The organism is Neobacillus sp. GCM10023253, from assembly GCF_042653105.1.
Classification (GTDB): Bacteria; Bacillota; Bacilli; order Bacillales; family Cytobacillaceae; genus Neobacillus; species Neobacillus citreus.
Genome location: NZ_JBHSHV010000029.1, coordinates 1 through 18,631, shown reverse-complemented (window position 1 = coordinate 18,631; position 18,631 = coordinate 1). Strand labels below are relative to the sequence as shown.

Below are 18,631 nucleotides of genomic sequence, written 5' to 3'. Positions count from 1 at the left end.
CGCGTTAAATCATTAACTTAATTATAGTTTAACGCATTATCGATGGAAAGAGTACTGTTTTGTTCATCACATCATACATCCCCTGCTGGGTAATCCGAATATACGGCAAATGCGTCGTTGAGAAAAACAACAAGCTATAAATCGGATCGGAAAAGCTGTAGCCTCGATTTTTCAATTCCTCAAGCAGACGTTTCTCCTGAACCATTAACTCCTCCATCGGAAGATTTGACATAATTCCAGCCAATGGCAGCTGCAGCTCGCAAACAACCTCCCCGCCTTCGACCAGGACGATCCCTCCGTCCAATTCTTTCATTCTATTAAATGCCAAAAGCATATCCTGCTTGTTTTTTCCAATTAAAATGATATCCCCTGTATTGGAAAAGGAACTTGCCAGTGCAGATAAATTATTGGCAAATCCTTTTAACATCGTGTTAATCCGCCATTTCCCTTTGCGGTCAATCAAGGTAAAGAAACACTCATCATGATCGGTTGTCAATTCATCTCCCGAAACATCAATGGCGATGGAATATGGTTTCGTGATAACAGAATTCTCCATTTTGATTCCGAACGGCATGGAAAATTGCAAGTCGTCCATTGTTAATTCCCAGTCTAATTCCATCGGCTTTAAACCATACTGTGACCAATCAACAGAAGGGTAGGCTTCCTCAACCTTCATTCCATTCCGTTTTACCCATTTTCCTTTAGCCAGTACAGATACCGGTGTTGGATTTTCAACGCTTGATAAGAAGTTAATATTTGCTACCCTGCCTGTGGCAATGTTCCCGAGAAGGTGGTCGATGCCGTAGTATCTAGCAATATTAACTGAGGCCATATTATAGGCATCAATAACCGGAACATCTTTTTCAATTGCAATCCGAATCATAGCATCGGTTATTCCCTGCTCGTAAAAAGTCGAAGTAGCCCCGTCCGTATTAAAAATTAATCTATCATATGCGTCAATTCCCAGCCGTTTCATGTCATCAAGAATATCAGGCAGATCAGGGCGAATTGACGAATAGCGGAGGGAAACCATATAGCCCTGCATGAGGCGGTTATAAATTTCCTCACCCGTCATTGCCTCATGGTCACAATCAGCCCCCAAAAGCATCATCTTTGCCAAGGTTTTTTCCGAAGCGCCCGGAAAATGGCCCTCAATTTTCTTGCGCATCCTTTTTGCTTCTTGAATCCAATGAAGCATCATATCATCGCCATTTAAAAGCTTAGGCCAGCCCGTCAGCTCCCCGCCCTGAAGGACCGCGTCGTGCTCTAGCCAGGACTTAATATTACTGTGTGAAAAAGTTTCTTCCTCATACAAAATTTCTGTTTGCGAATCAAACCGGCACCACCAGAACATCGTGGATGGAATCGAGCGGAAATCCCGCAATAATGAAAACGCTTCCCTTTTTGGCAAATTCAAAGCCAGGGCCATATTGTCATTTATTAATGTCGTCGTTCCAAACTGTGATGCATAAGCCGCAAGAGTATGGGGATTATATAATTGAAACGGGTGGGCATGCGGTTCAATATAACCAGGAACAAGGATTTGTTCCGTACAATCAATGATTTCACAGTTTTCTGTGTTGGCAGGCAGGTTCTCGCCAACATAAACAATCCGATCTTCATATATCCAAATATTGGCACGCATCCATTTCTTAAACGTCTGATTTAAGTATAAGGCGTTTTTTAACAGAATGGTGGGGGCTGTTGTCCCATCCAAAACGGATACATGCATGCGTAATTGTCTGTTTTTCCAGCGGTAGCGCTGTTCCAGCATACAAAATCCCTCCCTAAAATGAAACGTATCTATTTATAAATTGTTTGATTTTACAATAAAGAAAACCCTTACAAATTTCTTAGTTATTATACTATCATATTTTGTAATTTAAAGCAGTAAAGAAAATGATAAATATTGTAAAATTTTTGTGAAGGAGTGAACAAAAATGAAAGTAACACCAAACATAGGGATTTTAAACGCCCTAATCCGTATTACCGTTGGACTTACCTTGCTTTCTTGGTGTACTGCTAAATTGGTGAAGCAGCCATGGAGAGATTCCTACTTGTTCGTCGCTCTTTGTGCGGCCATGAAGGTAGCGGAGGGAATTGTCCGCTACTGTCCGATGACGGCATTATTTGAGAAGTGTCAGTACATGGTCGATGAAGGGAAACTCGGCGGATCTGTTGATGGAAACATTGATGCCGCTGATGGGGTTGAAGGGTTGACCGGGGATGCCATGCCGTATAATCCGACCTGATGTTTAAATTAGTAAAGTTTTAAAAAAGGGCTGTCCGCAGGTGCGGCAGCCCTTGAATTTAGAAGACGTGCGCGATAGCCTTAAAACCGATATCCCTCCGGTAAAAAACACCTTCGGACGTTAATTTTACAAGCTCAGCATAAACTTTTTCCTGTGCTTCTGCCAAGTTTCCAGCCTTAGCACCAACCAAAAGAACTCGGCCTCCAGTGGTCACAAACTCACCAGTTTCGTTTTTAGCGGTTCCCGCATGAAAAACATAAACCTGTTCAGGGTCCAAATCTGATAAACCGTCCAGTACAGCACCTTTTACGTACTCCCCAGGATATCCTTTGGAAGCGACCACCACTCCCAGCATGGCCTCTTCATCCCACTCAAGAACAGGAGTGCCGCCATCCAACAATTCATTCACCACTTGAACTAAGTCTGATTTCAAGCGCGGTAAAATTACCTGCGTTTCCGGATCGCCAAAACGGGCATTGAACTCAATTACCTTCGGACCGTTCTCCGTTTTAATCAGACCTGCATATAAAATCCCGCAAAAGCTTCTACCCTCTTGAACCATGGCTTTGGCCGCTGGTTTCAGAATAGTTTCAACGGCTGTCTGAACAATTTCTGCGCCAATTTGCGGCACCGGTGAATAGGCACCCATCCCGCCGGTGTTCGGTCCTTGATCGCCGTCAAAAGCCCGTTTATGATCCTGGGCGATTTCAAGCGGAACCACTACCTCGCCATTGACGAAAGCCATTAAGGAAAATTCTTCTCCGTCCAAAAATTCCTCAACCACTACCCGGGCAGAAGCAGCGCCGAACTGTTTATCTAATAACATGCTTTTGAGGCTTTCCAGTGCTTCCTCCATGGTCATGGCCACGGTAACACCTTTCCCTGCTGCCAGCCCATCCGCCTTTATGACAATTGGAGCACCCTTCTCTTCAACATACTGACGGGCCTCGTCATAAGAAGTAAAGACAGCATAATCAGCCGTTGGAATTTGGTACTTCTCCATTAATTCCTTGGCGAATGACTTGCTTCCTTCGATTTCAGCAGCCGCCTGACTGGGTCCAAATACCCTTAGCCCCGCCTCAGAAAACTTGTCGGCCAATCCCTCAAGAAGCGGCACCTCTGGACCGATTATCGTCAAAGCGACGCCCTGTTCCTTCGCGAACTGGATCAGTTGTTCGTGGCTGGATTCCTCAATCGCAACAAGCTCTGCCACATCTGTCATGCCGGCATTGCCAGGGGCAGCAAACACTTTCTCCACCTGCTGGCTTTCGCTCGCTTTCCGGCAAATCGCATGCTCTCTACCACCGCGGCCAATTACCATAATCTTCACTGTTCTTCACCCCGATTAATGTTTAAAATGTCTGACACCAGTAAACACCATGGCAATTCCATATTCGTCCGCTTTTTTAATTGAATCCGCATCACGGATGGAGCCGCCCGGCTGAATAATCGCTGTAATACCTGCTTTCGCTGCAGCTTCGACGGTATCGTCCATTGGGAAGAAAGCATCGGAAGCTAGCGCCGCACCTTCAGCCTTTGCACCTGCCTGCTTAAGGGCAATTTCTGCAGAGCCAACACGGTTCATCTGTCCAGCACCGATTCCAAGCGTCATGTCCTTGTCAGAAACGACAATAGCATTGGATTTCACATGCTTTACAACCTTCCAGCCCAACTTTAACGCTTCCCACTCAGCGTCTGTCGGCTGTCTCTTCGTTGGAATTGTGATATTCGCATCTTCCAGACTATACCGGTCCTGATCCTGTACAAGCAGTCCGCCTTCAATCGTCGTCATTTTCCGTTCCACTTTTTGTCCCTGTTCAAATGGAATGGTTAACAGACGCAGGTTCTTTTTAGATGTCAAAACCTCAATCGCTTCCTTCGAGAACGAAGGAGCAATAATAATTTCTAGAAAAATTTCATGGAGCTTGCGGGCTGTTTCAGCATCCACTTCCTGGTTTAAGGCAATAATTCCGCCAAAAATGGAAACGGGGTCAGCAGCAAACGCCTTTTCAAAGGCTTCGAATACAGTTTTTCCAGTGCCGACTCCGCACGGATTCATATGCTTAACTGCAACTGCCGCTGGTTCCGTGAACTCTTTCACGATTTGTAGCGCTGCATCAGCATCGTTGATGTTATTATAGGAGAGCTCTTTGCCATGAAGCTGGTCGGCATAAGCAATCGAGAATTTGGAACCAAGCGGCTTTTTGTAAAAAGAAGCCTTTTGATGAGGGTTTTCTCCGTAACGTAAAGATTGCTTCAATTCATAGGTAACCGTCAATTTCTCCGGATTCTCTTCCCCGACAAGATTGGTCATGTATTCGGCAATTAGCGCATCATAAGCGGCAGTATGACGGAATACCTTTGCAGCAAGCTTTCGTCTTGTCTCAAGCGTTGTTTCCCCGTCAGCTTTTAATTCTGCAAGTACGGTTTCATAGTCAACAGGGTCGACAACCACGGTAACATATTGATGATTTTTTGCAGAAGCGCGAAGCATTGCTGGTCCGCCGATATCGATGTTCTCAATCGCATCTTCAACCGTCACATCCGGCTTTTCAATTGTCTGCTGGAATGGGTAAAGATTGACACACACAACCTGAATTGGATCGATGTGATGCTCTTCAAGCTGCTTTTGATGGTCTGCTTCGCCATGTTTCGCTAGCAAGCCGCCGTGAATAAATGGATTTAATGTTTTGACACGGCCTTCCAAAATTTCTGGAAATCCGGTAACGTCCGTTACACTAAGAACAGGCAGCCCCTGTTCCTGCAGCATTTTTTTCGTCCCGCCAGTCGAAACAATCTCAAATCCTAGATTGATCAATTCCTTTGCAAATTCGCTTACCCCGTTTTTGTCTGATACACTAATTAGCGCGCGCTTTTTCATTTTGTAATGCATCTCCTTTTGTCAATAACATCTGCAGAATTGATGGGTATAGCTTGTGTTCAATCTCCTGAATCTTCCACTGTAGGCTTTCTCTCGTTTCATTTTCCTCAATTCGTACCCGTTCCCGGACAATGACCGGCCCTGTATCCATTCCTTCATCGACAAAATGAATGGTCACGCCGCTCCATTTGGCGTTTGCAGCTAATGCCTGGCCAATCGCATCCTTGCCCGGGAAGTCAGGAAGCAATGAAGGATGGATATTGATAATCCGTCCTTCATATTCACTTAACAAGGTAGAGCCAACCAGCCTCATATAGCCTGCCAGCACAATCAAATCGACTTGTTTATTTTTCAATAACATGACGATTTCTTCTTCATAAGCTTCCTTGTTTGGATAGTCCTTGGCGTTAAAAACAAATGTAGAGATTTCAGCCTCCCGCGCCCGCTCAATCACATAAGCACCCGGTTGGTCGCAAACAAGCAGGGAGAGGTTTGCTGAAAGCTGCTTCGCTTGGACAGCGTCGACAATCGCTTGAAAATTACTTCCGCTTCCGGATGCAAAGATTGCGATATTTTTCATCGACGTCCACCCCTGCCATTAATTTTGATGCCTTCGCTATCAGTTACTACTCCGATTTCATAAGGGGTTTCGCCGCATTGTTTAAAGTGTTCAAGCACATCAGCAGCATCTTCCTTATTCACCGCTATTACCATACCAATTCCCATATTAAAAATATTATACATCTCTTTATAGTCAATTTGTCCAAGCTCGGAGATCAGCTTAAACACATATGGAATATTCCAGTTTTTCTCATCGAGCTCCGCCCCTAGTCCTTTGGTTAGCATCCTTGGGATATTCTCGATAAATCCGCCGCCAGTGATATGGGCCATGCCTTTAATGTTGAATTTTTTCAATGCTGACAAAATCGGCTTTACATAGATTTTTGTCGGTTTCAGCAATTCTTCTCCCAAGGTGCAGCCAAGTTCATTCACAAATTCAATTAATGACCAATCATTAAATACCTTCCGTACTAAGGAATAGCCATTGCTATGGATACCGCTTGACGCAAGACCAATCAGGACGTCGCCTGCCTTAATCGTTTCACCGGTAATCAAGTTGGACTTTTCACACGCCCCGACCGTAAAACCTGCCAGGTCATACTCATTTCCACGGTAGAGTCCAGGCATTTCCGCTGTCTCTCCGCCAATTAAGGCACATCCGGCTTGCTCGCAGCCATCGGCAATCCCTTTGACAATTGCTTCAATCTTTTCGGGGAGCGCTTTGCCCGTTGCAATGTAATCAAGGAAATACAATGGCTCTGCACCTTGGACGACAATATCATTGACGCACATCGCTACGGCATCAATGCCGATTGTATCGTGGCGGTCCATCGCAAAAGCAATCTTTAGTTTAGTTCCTACCCCGTCCGTTCCTGACACCAAGACCGGCTCTTTTAAGTTTAGGGTCGATAAGTCAAACATCCCGCCAAAACCGCCGAGGCTGCCCAAGACGCCGGCCCGGGCTGTTTTTTGGACATGCTTTTTCATTCTTGCTACGGCTTCATAGCCTGCTTCGATATCAACACCAGCTTGTTTGTATGCATTAGCCACTGCTGTCACCCCTTTTGGTAGTAGTATTGAAGTGTATCTGGATAGATTTCAGTCGGATAATTTCCGGTAAAACAGCCAAGGCAAAATCCGTTTGTTCCTTCCGTCTGACCAAGGGAGACAAGCATCCCTTCAAGGCTTAAGAACGTTAAGGAATCTGCTCCAATCAGCTGTCTGATCTCCTCAACCGATTTATCTGAAGCAATTAATTCTTCCTTTGAGGATGTATCGATTCCGTAGTAGCATGGGTTTTTGATTGGCGGTGAGCTGATGACAACATGCACCTCAGTCGCCCCTGCTTCCTTCAGCATTTTAACAATTCTTCTGCTCGTTGTTCCGCGGACAATCGAGTCATCGACCATGACGACACGCTTCCCTTCGACTACCCCTCGGACAGCCGACAGCTTCATTTTTACCCCTTGCTCACGGAGCGACTGGGACGGCTGGATAAAAGTCCGGCCGACATATTTATTTTTAATTAAGCCCATCTCATAGGGAATACCCGACTCTTCGGCATAGCCAATTGCAGCAGAGATGCTGGAATCTGGAACTCCTGTCACCACATCTGCCTCAATTGGCGCCTCCATGGCCAATCTTTTCCCCATATTTTTGCGGGCGGTATGCACATTGATTCCCTGGATGTTGCTGTCCGGTCTTGAAAAATAAACATATTCCATCGTACAAATCGCTTTTGTTGAACTAACCGAAAACATCTCTGACTTGATTCCATTTTCGTTGATGATTAATAGCTCTCCTGGCTCAACATCGCGAATATATTCGGCGCCAATTACGTCAAACGCACACGTTTCCGAAGCGACCACATAAGCATCGCCAAGGCAGCCAAGTGAAAGCGGCCGTAATCCATGCGGATCGAGTGCCACCATTAATTCGGTTTCGGTCAAAATCAAATACGCATAGGCTCCTTTTAGCATCGAAAGAGCGTTTTTCACCTTGTCGTTCATGTTCGGGAATCCGCTTCTTCTGATCAAGTGGGCAAGCACCTCAGTATCTGAGCTCGTTTGAAAAATGCTGCCTTGGGCTTCAAGCTGATGTTTTAAAGAAGTAGCATTTACAAGATTGCCGTTATGAGCTAGGGCGAGGCTGCCCGTCTGCGAATGAAACAGGAGGGGCTGGACATTTTCATATCCCCCGCCGCCTGCTGTTGCATAGCGGACATGACCAATCGCTGTGTTGCCAGTTAACTCTGCCATTCTATCAGCAGTAAAAATTTCTGTAACCAGTCCTTCGCCCTTGACCACTTTCAGCGTATTGCCGTCATTAACGACAATGCCGGTTCCTTCCTGGCCGCGGTGCTGCAGGGCATGCAGCGCGTAATAAGTCAGCTGGGCTGCATCCTTATGGCCCCAGACACCAAAGACTCCGCACTCCTCGTTTAATCCCTTGATTTCAGCAAGCATGGGATTGCCCCCTTCCAGGCAGCTTTTAATTCTTCCACAGACGACTCAAGGACAGTTTGCTCTCCGGATACCACACTCATTGTTCCTGAATTATTCACTTCGCCGATCAAGGCGGCTTCTACTAAACTTTCAAACTCTGCTTGGTGTTCCTTTTTTACTGATAAAAGGAAACGGGACTGCGTTTCACTGAATAAGGCAGAAACTAGGTTTCCAGCGACATTCACTTTCGCCCCAAGCTGTGGATTTTCAAACAGACATTCTGCTAAAGCAACGGAAAGGCCGCCTTCTGACAAGTCATGAGCAGACTGAACCACTCCGGCACGAATCGCTGCAAGAACTTGCTGTTGTCTGTCTTTTTCGATTTGAATATTTAATTCCGGTGCCTTTCCAAAAACCTGCCCGTTGTTAAGGAGCTTTTGCAGCTCGCTGCCGCCAAATTCATCCTTAGTTTCTCCGACTAAATAAATCAGGTCACCGCTGTTTTTAAAGTGCTGAGTTGTAATATGATCAAGGTCTTCGATTAGTCCAACCATCCCAATAACAGGTGTCGGATAAATCGCGGTACCGCTTGTTTCGTTATATAAAGAGACGTTTCCGCCGATAACTGGTGTTTCTAATACCCGGCAGGCTTCACTGATACCGTCTGCCGCTTTTTCAATCTGCCAAAATACTTCCGGCTTTTCCGGGTTACCGAAATTAAGGTTATCGGTAATCGCTAGTGGTTCCGCGCCAGAACAAATGATATTTCTTGCTGCTTCCGCCACAGCAATTTGCCCGCCCGTTTCCGGGTCTAAATAGACGAAGCGGGAATTACAGTCAGTTGTCATTGCCAGTGCTTTGCGGGTGCCGCGAATTCTTACTACGGAAGCGTCTGACCCCGGAGCGATGACTGTATTGGTGCGAACCATATAATCGTATTGTTGATAAACCCATTCCTTGCTGGCAACAGTTGGCTGGCTTAATAGTTTTACCAGTGTTTCTTGTAAGTTTTCTACTTGTGGAATTTCGTTCTCCATCGCCTGGAATTCTGCAAAATATGCAGGCTCCATGGATGGCATGTTGTAAACAGGCGCGTCCTCCGCTAAGGAATCGACCGGAACGTCGGCTACCACTTCACCGTGATGAATCAAGCGCAGTTTCTTGTCATCCGTTACCTTTCCAATTGCAACAGCCTCTAAATCATATTTTTCAAAAAGCTCGACGATTTCCTGCTCACGGCCTTTTTTCACGACCACCAGCATGCGTTCCTGTGATTCTGACAACATCATTTCATAGGCAGTCATGCCAGTTTCCCGCTGCGGAACAAGGTCAAGGTTCATTTCGATACCCATTCCGGCTTTGCTGGCCATTTCAGCAGAGGAGCTTGTAAGTCCCGCTGCACCCATATCTTGAATGCCGACAAGGGCATCGGAATGAATCAACTCAAGACAAGCTTCTAGAAGGAGTTTTTCCATAAATGGGTCACCGACTTGAACTGCTGGTCGGTCTTTATCGGACTCTTCGGTTAATTCTACAGAAGCAAAGGTTGCCCCGTGAATGCCATCACGGCCGGTTTTCGCGCCGACATACATAACGGTGTTTCCGGCACCGTGCGCTTGGCCTTTTTTAATATCCTTGTGGTCGATAAGGCCAACACACATTGCGTTAACGAGCGGGTTGCCCTCATAGCAATCCTCGAATTGGATCTCGCCGCCAACAGTTGGGATTCCGATACAGTTTCCATAACCGGCAATCCCGGCAACGACTTCTTTAAAAAGGTATTTGACTCTGGAAGAAGAATCCAACTCGCCAAAACGAAGCGAGTTTAATAGGGCAATTGGGCGTGCACCCATCGAAAATACATCACGGATAATCCCGCCGACTCCGGTTGCAGCGCCCTGGTACGGTTCAATTGCGGATGGATGGTTGTGGCTTTCAATTTTAAATACAACCGCCTGACCGTCGCCAATATCAACGATCCCTGCACCCTCGCCAGGACCTTGAAGAACCTTCGGGCCACTGATTGGGAACTTTTTCAATACAGGCTTTGAGGTTTTGTAGCTGCAGTGCTCAGACCACATGACGGAGAAAAGGCCTGTTTCGGTATAATTCGGTGTCCGGCCCAAGATATTTTCAACCAAGGCAAATTCCCCATCGGATAAACCCATTTGCTGATATAGTTTCTCTTGCTTAATCTGTTCTGGATTTGGTTCAAGCTTTAACAACATGTGCTTCCCTCCAAGCCTTTACGATTGATTGGAACATTTTCAGACCGTCCGCGCTTCCGAGCAAGCTGTCAACAGCACGTTCTGGATGCGGCATCATTCCGAGCACGTTTCCTTTTTCATTGATGATTCCGGCAATATCAGCGAGGCTTCCGTTCGGGTTTTGCTGATAGGTAAAGACGATTTGGTTGTTTGCCTTTAATTGTTCGAGTGTTTCTTCGTCGCAATAATAATTTCCTTCGCCGTGGGCGACTGGAATGGTGATGGTTTGCCCTAGTGCGTATTCACCTGTAAACATTGATTCGTTATTTTCTACCTTTAATTCGACTGGTTTGCATATAAATGAAAGACTTTCGTTTCGTCTCATCGCCCCAGGCAGCAGGCCAGCTTCTAAGAGTATTTGAAAACCATTGCATACTCCCATTACCGGCTTTCCAGCCTCGGCCGCCTTGATGACTTCCTTCATGACCTTGCTGAAGCGGGCAATCGCACCCGTGCGAAGGTAATCCCCATAAGAGAAACCGCCTGGCAGAAGAATGCCGTCAAATTCGTCTAAGTTGTCTGTATCATGCCAAACGTATTCGACTTCCTCACCGAGTTCGTCTTTTACGGCATGGTACATATCGATATCACAGTTGGATCCCGGAAAAACGATGACCGCAAATTTCACTGTGCGACACACTCCTCTACTTCATATCGGTAGTCTTCGATAACCGGATTGGCGAGCAGCTTGCTGCAAATTTCGTTGATGACTTCATCGATATCGCGTTCTGATTTTTCAAGAGTCAATTCCATGTATTTGCCGATGCGGACATCCGCAACTTCCGGGTAACTTAAAGAGTGAAGGGAATGGGTAACCGCCTTTCCCTGCGGGTCCAATACGCTCTCTCTTAATGTGACGAATACCTTAACTTTATACATGCTGATGTCCTCCAAGTCTTTTAAGAATAGTTTCATAGGCTTCGGTTAAGCTTCCTAAATCGCGGCGGAATACGTCTTTATCAAGCTTTTCGTTTGTCTTCTGATCCCACAGGCGGCAGGTGTCAGGGGAAATTTCGTCGGCTAATAAAATTTGTCCATCTTGGTCTTTGCCAAATTCAAGCTTAAAGTCAATAAGATTAACGCCAAGATTATCGAAAAAGTTTATTAACACTTCATTGATTTGCAGTGCTTTATCTCGTAAAATACTGATTTCTTCAGTTGTTGCGGCTTTCAGTTCGAGGATGTGGCTTTTTGTGACGAGCGGGTCACCCAAGTCATCGTTTTTTAAATAAAATTCCACGATTGGCGCTGATAGCGGGCGGCCTTCTTCGACTCCCAAACGTTTTGAGAAGGATCCTGCAGCTATATTGCGGACGACGACCTCAAGCGGGATAATGGAGACTTTTTTAACTAATTGCTCGGTTTCGGATACGCGTTTGATGAAATGCGAGTCTATTCCTTGTTCTTTAAGCTTTAAAAATAGAGAACTAGTAATCTCGTTATTCAAACGGCCTTTACCGGTGATGTCAGCCTTCTTTTGTCCATTAAAAGCGGTGGCAGAGTCTTTATACTCGATTAAAACAATTTGCGGGTCTTCAGTTGAATAGATACGCTTCGCTTTTCCTTCATATAGCATTTCTTTCATCTTGGGTCGCTCCTTATTTTTCAAAATTGGGAATCTTCAGTATAGGTAAAGGGGCATAACCATGTCAGTGATGCCCCTGTTTAATTTTTTTCGTGTTATCTTGCTTCCTTAAGCATTTAATCCTAATCGATCAAAAATGGTATCCACATGCTGAAGGTGGTAGCTGTAATCAAAGCAATCGGCAATTTCCTCAGCAGACAGCTTTGAAGTAATTTTTTCTTCCGCTTCGACTAAGCTGCGGAATGGAACCTGCTTTTCCCATGCTTCCATTGCCTTTGGCTGGACAGTGTCGTAAGCCGCTTCGCGGGATAAGCCTTTATCAATCAGTGCTAGCAGCACGCGCTGAGAGTAAATCAAGCCAAGCGTACGATCCATATTGCGCTTCATGTTTTCCGGATAAACCGTTAAATTCTTAATGATATTTCCAAAACGGTTCAACATATAATTCAACGCAATTGTGGCATCCGGCAGGATAATCCGCTCAGCGGAAGAATGGGAGATATCGCGCTCATGCCATAGTGGAACATTCTCATAAGCCGTCATCATGTAGCCGCGAATGACGCGGGCCATCCCTGTCATATTCTCTGAACCAATCGGGTTACGCTTATGCGGCATCGCCGATGACCCTTTTTGTCCTTTTGCGAAAAACTCTTCTACCTCACGCGTTTCACTTTTTTGCAGTCCGCGGACTTCTACGGCAAATTTTTCAATCGAAGTGGCAATTAACGCAAGCGTCGACATGTAATGGGCATGACGGTCACGCTGCAAGGTCTGTGTAGAAATCGGCGCCCGTTGAATACCTAATTTTTCACAAACGTACTGTTCGACAAACGGATCGATGTTGGCATACGTTCCAACTGCACCGGAGATTTTCCCAAACTCCACACCTTGGGAAGCCTGCTTAAAACGCTCCAGGTTCCGCTTCATTTCTTCATACCAAAGGGCAAGCTTTAAGCCAAACGTTGTTGGCTCCGCATGTACGCCGTGTGTCCGGCCCATCATAACCGTATATTTATGTTCAATCGCCTTATTTCGCAAAATCTCAATAAAGTTTTCGATGTCCTTAAATAAAATCGCATTGGCTTGCTTTAAAACATAGGAAAGGGCTGTATCAACCACATCCGTAGAAGTTAAGCCATAATGAACCCATTTACGCTCTTCACCTAGTGTTTCAGATACGGCACGGGTAAAGGCAACAACATCATGTCTTGTTTCTTCTTCAATTTCCTTAATCCGGTCAATATTAAAGGAAGCATTTTCGCGCAGCTTTTGAACATCCTCTTTTGGAATCTCGCCTAACTCGGCCCACGCTTCACATGCGAGAATTTCCACCTCAAGCCAAGCCTTGAAGCGGTTCTCCTCCGTCCAAATGGCTCCCATTTCTGGTCTCGTATAACGATCAATCATCTTTTATCCTCCGATCTTCACTGTGGCAGCCGCCCAAATACTGCTCTTTTGGATTTCAACAAGGGCATCTTCTACATTATCACGCAAGATAGTAACATGGCCCATTTTTCGCTTCACCTTTGGTTCTTTTTTTCCGTACAAGTGAACCTTCCAATCGTTCATGGCCGGAATTTCTTGATATAAGCTTTCAAGATGCTCCCCTAATAGGTTGACCATAACAACTGGTTTTAATAGCTCAGTGCTTCCTAATGGCCAGCTGCAAATAGCGCGGATATGCTGCTCAAATTGCGATGTTTCGCAGGCCTCAATGGAGTAGTGCCCGGAATTGTGCGGCCGCGGTGCTAATTCGTTAATGTAAATTTCACCATCAGCAGTCACAAACATCTCCACCGCAAGCGTTCCTACTAATCCGAGGTAGTCGGCAATCTGTTTCGCCTTTTGAATCGCCAGGGCTTTTGTTACCTCCGAAATCCGTGCCGGAACAATCGTCTGATGCAATATATTGTCTACGTGAATGTTCTCCGCTACTGGTAAAATCGCTGTTTCCCCATCCAGTCTGCGCGTCACAATCACGGAAATTTCTTTTTCAAATGGGACCCATTGCTCTAGCACACATTCGCCATGATTAATAAGGGCTTCCCCTTTTTCTAAATCACTATGTTCCTTTATGACCAGCTGGCCTTTTCCGTCATAGCCGCCTCTTGCCGTTTTTAATACAGCAGGATAGCCCACGGCTTCAATTTTTAAATATAAATCTTCCACACTATAAATCTCTTCGTATGGAGCCACTTCAGCCCCTGCGTTCCGAATCGCCGCCTTCTCTGTGATTCGGTTCTGGGTAATGGTCAATAGCTTTGGTCCCTGCGGAACATAGGCTTGTTCGCAAAGCCAGCTTAATGTATCTGCATCAATATTTTCAAATTCATACGTGATCACGTCACTTACCGTAGCTAACCGGCCGATTGCCTCGCGGTCATCATAAGCGCCGATGACTTCCACATCTGCCACTTGCCCGCAAGGAGAGTCCGCAGTCGGCTCTAAAACGGCAATCCGAAAGCCTTGAGCTTTAGCCGCCAACGCCATCATTCTGCCAAGCTGGCCGCCGCCAATAATACCGATTGTCGCCCCTGGTAATATAACTTTATTATTCAAGTTCATCACTGCTTTCTAACACTGCGTTTTTAGTCGCTTCCCGCCTTGCTTCCAATCTGCCCGCTAACTCCACGTCAGTGGCAGCGAGAATTTGTGCCGCCAAAAGCCCGGCATTCATTGCGCCAGCCTTGCCAATTGCAACCGTCGCAACCGGTACACCGCCTGGCATTTGCACGATCGACAGCAAAGAGTCGAGTCCATTTAAAGCCTTCGTCTGGACAGGAACACCGATGACAGGAAGAGTTGTTTTCGCAGCCACCATACCCGGCAAATGCGCTGCCCCGCCTGCTCCAGCGATAATTACCTTTAAGCCTTTTTGTCTGGCATCTTCTGCGTATGAAAACATCAAATCTGGTGTCCGATGTGCAGAAACGACTTTCTTTTCATATGGGATTTCAAGCTCTTCCAAAATATCGCATGCATGCTTCATAGTTTCCCAGTCCGACTTGCTTCCCATAATTACGCCGACCAAGTTCTTCATTCCGCTGGTCCCCCTATAAAACTTTTTTAGAAAAATAAAATACCCGGACAAATGGTATCTCTAAAAGAGAAAGCCATTTGTCCGGGCATGGAAAATCAAGAACACAAATCTAAGGGGGATGCCCCTTATGTGCCGAACATATTGACTTTCCCTCATAGTCCAATAATTTACGGTTATTGGGTAGAGACTTATGGGCCATATTCCCATTGATATATGAGGGTAAGAATAATTTCGTAATTTCTAAACTTATCTTACCAAGCATTTTAGTAGGCTGTCAACCAATAATCGAACATTATTTTTAAATATTACTGTAATGTTCGTGTTTTACTCGATAATTCTTGCCTCAAAGATAATTTTTCTTCCGGCTGGCTCGTAAACGGTTTCATTGCCTTTCTTGACCTCTTGAAAAATAGGTTTCTCTATTCGGCTAACAGGCGTATACCCCTGCTCCTTTATCCGATTTAAACATTCCTCAATACTCTCATTATCCTGTACCTCAAATTGCATCTTCTTTTTGCTCATTTAAATAATTTACCTCGTTTCACGGATTTGACCCAGAAACCGCCATGAATGGTTTTTGGCTCATAGGCAATGATGAAGGCTTTTGGATCAATATTTTTAATCGTATCATATAATTTTAACTCAAATTTTCTTGGCGTGAGAATCTGCAGTGCCATCCGGTTACCTTCCAGCCCATGCGCCTCCCAGTCAGTCACGCCATAGCCATTTTCCCTTAACAGCTTCGGCAAATTCTTATCATACTCTGCTGTAATGACATTAACGGTAATATAACCGAGCGCCAGCTTCTCTTCAATTTTCATACCGACTATAACGCCAATCCCATAACCGACTGCATAGGCAATCAGGTTCTGAATCTCATTTAAATTGTTTAAAACCAGACCCAGACCCATCACATAAATGACTACCTCAATCATGCTAAGGAACGCGGCCAAATACCTCTGCCCTTTTAAAGTTAGAATCATCCTAATAGTAAAAAATGACACATATACAATATTAATGATAAGGATAATTGCAACCATAACATAACTATTCTCCAACATTGAATGCCCTCCTAAACCATGCTTCCCCTACTTTAACATATTCATCTATCAAGGTCAGTCAGAAGGGACGTTCGCTTTTTCCCCAGCAAGCCGGTTCGCTGCCTGTTTAATGAACAGCGTATCCTCCGCAAGCATGATGTCGTGGTCAAAAAGTGTTTGGGCAATAATCCTTCTCGCCTTAATGCCGGCTTCCCAATAAAAAGCGTCATCGACCAGTCCGGTGATGGTATACTCAATCCCATGATAGTTAGCGTTGATCGCTGTAATGCCAAAAACACTAAAGGGCTCTACAATACAATTTTCTCCGTCCATCTTTAAACAGTCTTGATTAACTTCATTTATTTTTTCACAGGCCAGCTCCAGGACCGATAAAACCTCTTCGGGATTCTCCCGATAGCTGATCACCACGTTTTCAATCACGCGCATTTGTTCAATGTTATAATTATGAATTTGTTTGATTTCCCCATTGCTGATCGTTAACAGCTTCCCGCTCCACTCACGGATTTTAATAAACCTAAGACCAATTTCCTCAACCGTTCCACTGAAAGTGTTATTGATCGTAATAAAATCTCCTTTATGGAGCTGTTTTTCATAAATTAAAAAAGTGCCCGAGAGAAGGTCCCTAATCAGGCTTTGCGCACCAATACCAACAATGACCCCGACTACCCCCGCGCCGGCGAGAAATCTCCCAAAATTATCGACATATTGAGAGAGCGCGTAAAAAATAACCCCAATCGTCGCCAAATACCTAGTAAAGGAGCGGACCATACTCGCAATCGTCTCCTCTTTCCGCTCCTCAATAAAATGCGTCCGCTGAAAAAACTTATGAATAACCCGATTAATCACAAACACACCCAACCAAGCAATCACAGCCGCTAAACAAATACTCGTCAATCTATACTCATGAAGCCAATCAAACCATGCCATCATTCCACCTCCAGTGAAGCATGGGGACGGTTCTTGTGCATCACTTCATCCCGCCTATCCTTATTCTTTACAAAGAATCGCAGGATTTACTATTTTTAGGGGAAAATATTGAAACATGGGGAAACATGGGTGAAGCATGGGGACGCTTCTTGTGCATCAAAAAAGGTGAAAATGAAACACAAGAACCGTCCCTTTGCATCAGGTCAGATGGGGTGATTTCGTGGTTAGAACCGTTCTGCTTGCCATTTTGCTTACTTGTATATTTCAAAATGCTACATTTGCTGCACATCAGGAAAAAGCAGCTTTTATTCGCCATGATGATTTATGGATAAAAGCCGCCACTAAAGAAAGGAAGTTGACGGAAGGTGAATATGTAAGGTACCCAAAGTGGTCCTATGACGGACAATGGCTTGCCTATTTAAAGGCCGTTAAACAGGATGGAAATATCGTTTATGATGGCGAGCTATGGCTCTATAATCTTCATACTAATAAACATTTTAAGATGGCTTCAAAAGTTAACAAAAACTTTCAATGGTCCGGCCGTGAAAATAAACTTGCTTATCTCGTCGACAAGACTCTTTATGTAGTAGATACTAAACCTTCTAAATCCTTGCTGGCTTCGATGCTGGCTCAAGGCGTGGAGAACTTTTCTTGGCTTCCTAACGGGGATGGTTTATTGATCTCCGCCAAAAAAAGTGAACAGCTTCATTCTGATATTATTTTATCCATGGTTATGTTAGAGGTGGACAGGCATAGGCCGATTGTAAAGAACCTGTTTACAATACCTGTTGGGGAGGATGAATACTTTGTCAGCACAAGTTCGTTTAAGTGGTCATCTAATAAGGGCTGGATTAGCTTTTTATTAATTCCGACTGCTTCCATGTCGGCAGATGCGAATACACTTTGTCTGCTGTCTGCTGACGGGGCGGTTTTTAAAAAAGTGGATGAGATGTTGAATTATGTGGAATGGATGCAGTGGGCGCCAGCCGGGACTAATTTAGCTTATATTAGCGGAGTCGGAAGGGAAGCGACTTATAATAAGCATTTGTTGCTGGTGAGGCCTACTCCTTTGAAAAAAGAGCTTATAACGCCGGCCAAGGGGTATGCCGACCGGGATTTAGTTTGGAAAAATGAAACGGTAGTGGTTGTTTCCCGATCAGCCGAAAGTAAGGAGGGCAGACTGGATGAACGGCCTCTTCCTCGGTTATTAGAGGTGAATCTCCTTACCGGGAAACAAAAGCAAATTACCTTTCCTCAAAAAAATAATGGTGATTTTGTACCAATGGTTGGAAAGGGGCAGCTTTATTGGATAAGGACTGACCGACAGAAAGCAGACGTACTTGCTTCCCACTTTAATAAAAAAGAAAAACATTGGATTAAAAACATTACGGTCCCAAGCAGTTATTATGAAAAGTGGAATTGGGAAGAAGTATTTGATTTATATACTGGGGTGATGCGTGGGGACGGTTCTCATGCATCATCCAGCTAAATAGCAAACAAAAAAAGACAACCATTTTCAGGTTGTCTTTTTTTGTTTGCCCGGCAGCGTCCTACTCTCACAGGGACTTGCGTCCCAACTACCATCGGCGCTGAGAAGCTTAACTTCCGTGTTC

General features: G+C 45.0%; 18 protein-coding genes and 1 riboswitch. Of the genes, 2 read left to right on the top strand and 16 right to left on the bottom strand.

Annotated elements, in window-relative coordinates:
• Window positions 1-28: 28 nt before the first annotated feature.
• Window positions 29-1,774, bottom strand: coding sequence for an adenine deaminase C-terminal domain-containing protein (locus ACFPA1_RS27380; RefSeq protein WP_378587938.1), 1,746 nt, complete (start codon window positions 1,772-1,774; stop codon window positions 29-31).
• Between the two features lie 166 nt (window positions 1,775-1,940).
• On the opposite strand from ACFPA1_RS27380, the gene ACFPA1_RS27375 reads away from it, so the two are divergent.
• Entirely contained in the window at window positions 1,941-2,252 is a 312-nt protein-coding gene (locus ACFPA1_RS27375) for a YgaP family membrane protein (protein WP_378587935.1), read from the top strand.
• Window positions 2,253-2,310: 58 nt separating this feature from the next.
• Here the strand turns inward: ACFPA1_RS27375 and purD are convergent, their stop codons facing one another.
• The 15 genes from purD to ACFPA1_RS27300 form a co-directional block, all read right to left on the bottom strand.
• A complete protein-coding gene (purD, locus tag ACFPA1_RS27370) occupies window positions 2,311-3,582 on the bottom strand; it encodes a phosphoribosylamine--glycine ligase (RefSeq protein ID WP_378587932.1) in 1,272 nt (423 codons plus the stop codon).
• Window positions 3,583-3,597: 15 nt separating this feature from the next.
• Entirely contained in the window at window positions 3,598-5,133 is a 1,536-nt protein-coding gene (gene purH / locus ACFPA1_RS27365; RefSeq protein WP_378587929.1) for a bifunctional phosphoribosylaminoimidazolecarboxamide formyltransferase/IMP cyclohydrolase, read from the bottom strand.
• Window positions 5,111-5,713, bottom strand: a complete 603-nt coding sequence (gene purN, locus ACFPA1_RS27360) for a phosphoribosylglycinamide formyltransferase (protein ID WP_213147784.1) — start codon at window positions 5,711-5,713, stop codon at window positions 5,111-5,113. Before purN ends, purH begins: the two co-directional genes overlap by 23 nt.
• Complete coding sequence (gene purM, locus ACFPA1_RS27355; RefSeq protein WP_378587926.1) at window positions 5,710-6,744, bottom strand: phosphoribosylformylglycinamidine cyclo-ligase; 1,035 nt, start codon at window positions 6,742-6,744, stop codon at window positions 5,710-5,712. The genes purN and purM overlap by 4 nt, the downstream gene beginning before the upstream one ends.
• Before the next feature lie 5 nt (window positions 6,745-6,749).
• Window positions 6,750-8,159 (bottom strand): amidophosphoribosyltransferase, encoded by a 1,410-nt coding sequence (purF, locus tag ACFPA1_RS27350; protein WP_213147786.1) that lies wholly within the window; start codon window positions 8,157-8,159, stop codon window positions 6,750-6,752.
• On the bottom strand, window positions 8,135-10,366 hold the full coding sequence (purL, locus tag ACFPA1_RS27345) for a phosphoribosylformylglycinamidine synthase subunit PurL (protein WP_378587922.1): 2,232 nt from the start codon (window positions 10,364-10,366) through the stop codon (window positions 8,135-8,137). Before purL ends, purF begins: the two co-directional genes overlap by 25 nt.
• Window positions 10,350-11,033: a phosphoribosylformylglycinamidine synthase subunit PurQ gene (gene purQ / locus ACFPA1_RS27340; protein ID WP_378587919.1), complete on the bottom strand. Its 684-nt coding sequence runs from the start codon at window positions 11,031-11,033 to the stop codon at window positions 10,350-10,352. Before purQ ends, purL begins: the two co-directional genes overlap by 17 nt.
• Complete coding sequence (purS, locus tag ACFPA1_RS27335) at window positions 11,030-11,284, bottom strand: phosphoribosylformylglycinamidine synthase subunit PurS (protein ID WP_213147789.1); 255 nt, start codon at window positions 11,282-11,284, stop codon at window positions 11,030-11,032. Before purS ends, purQ begins: the two co-directional genes overlap by 4 nt.
• Window positions 11,277-11,990, bottom strand: coding sequence for a phosphoribosylaminoimidazolesuccinocarboxamide synthase (gene purC / locus ACFPA1_RS27330; protein WP_378587915.1), 714 nt, complete (start codon window positions 11,988-11,990; stop codon window positions 11,277-11,279). The genes purS and purC overlap by 8 nt, the downstream gene beginning before the upstream one ends.
• Before the next feature lie 108 nt (window positions 11,991-12,098).
• Window positions 12,099-13,397 carry an adenylosuccinate lyase gene (gene purB / locus ACFPA1_RS27325; RefSeq protein ID WP_213147791.1) on the bottom strand — a complete coding sequence of 433 codons (1,299 nt, stop codon included), beginning with the start codon at window positions 13,395-13,397 and terminating at the stop codon, window positions 12,099-12,101.
• Between the two features lie 3 nt (window positions 13,398-13,400).
• Complete coding sequence (purK, locus tag ACFPA1_RS27320) at window positions 13,401-14,555, bottom strand: 5-(carboxyamino)imidazole ribonucleotide synthase (protein WP_378587912.1); 1,155 nt, start codon at window positions 14,553-14,555, stop codon at window positions 13,401-13,403.
• Window positions 14,542-15,030: a 5-(carboxyamino)imidazole ribonucleotide mutase gene (gene purE, locus ACFPA1_RS27315; RefSeq protein WP_213147793.1), complete on the bottom strand. Its 489-nt coding sequence runs from the start codon at window positions 15,028-15,030 to the stop codon at window positions 14,542-14,544. Before purE ends, purK begins: the two co-directional genes overlap by 14 nt.
• A gap of 135 nt (window positions 15,031-15,165) precedes the next feature.
• Window positions 15,166-15,267, bottom strand: a riboswitch (purine riboswitch).
• Between the two features lie 87 nt (window positions 15,268-15,354).
• Entirely contained in the window at window positions 15,355-15,552 is a 198-nt protein-coding gene (locus ACFPA1_RS27310) for an NETI motif-containing protein (RefSeq protein WP_217034203.1), read from the bottom strand.
• Window positions 15,549-16,091, bottom strand: coding sequence for a DUF2179 domain-containing protein (locus ACFPA1_RS27305; protein WP_213147795.1), 543 nt, complete (start codon window positions 16,089-16,091; stop codon window positions 15,549-15,551). Before ACFPA1_RS27305 ends, ACFPA1_RS27310 begins: the two co-directional genes overlap by 4 nt.
• Window positions 16,092-16,145: 54 nt before the next feature.
• Window positions 16,146-17,021, bottom strand: coding sequence for a mechanosensitive ion channel family protein (locus ACFPA1_RS27300; protein WP_378587907.1), 876 nt, complete (start codon window positions 17,019-17,021; stop codon window positions 16,146-16,148).
• Window positions 17,022-17,238: 217 nt separating this feature from the next.
• On the opposite strand from ACFPA1_RS27300, the gene ACFPA1_RS27295 reads away from it, so the two are divergent.
• Window positions 17,239-18,507: a translocation protein TolB gene (locus ACFPA1_RS27295; RefSeq protein ID WP_378587904.1), complete on the top strand. Its 1,269-nt coding sequence runs from the start codon at window positions 17,239-17,241 to the stop codon at window positions 18,505-18,507.
• The last annotated feature ends 124 nt before the right edge of the window (window positions 18,508-18,631 follow it).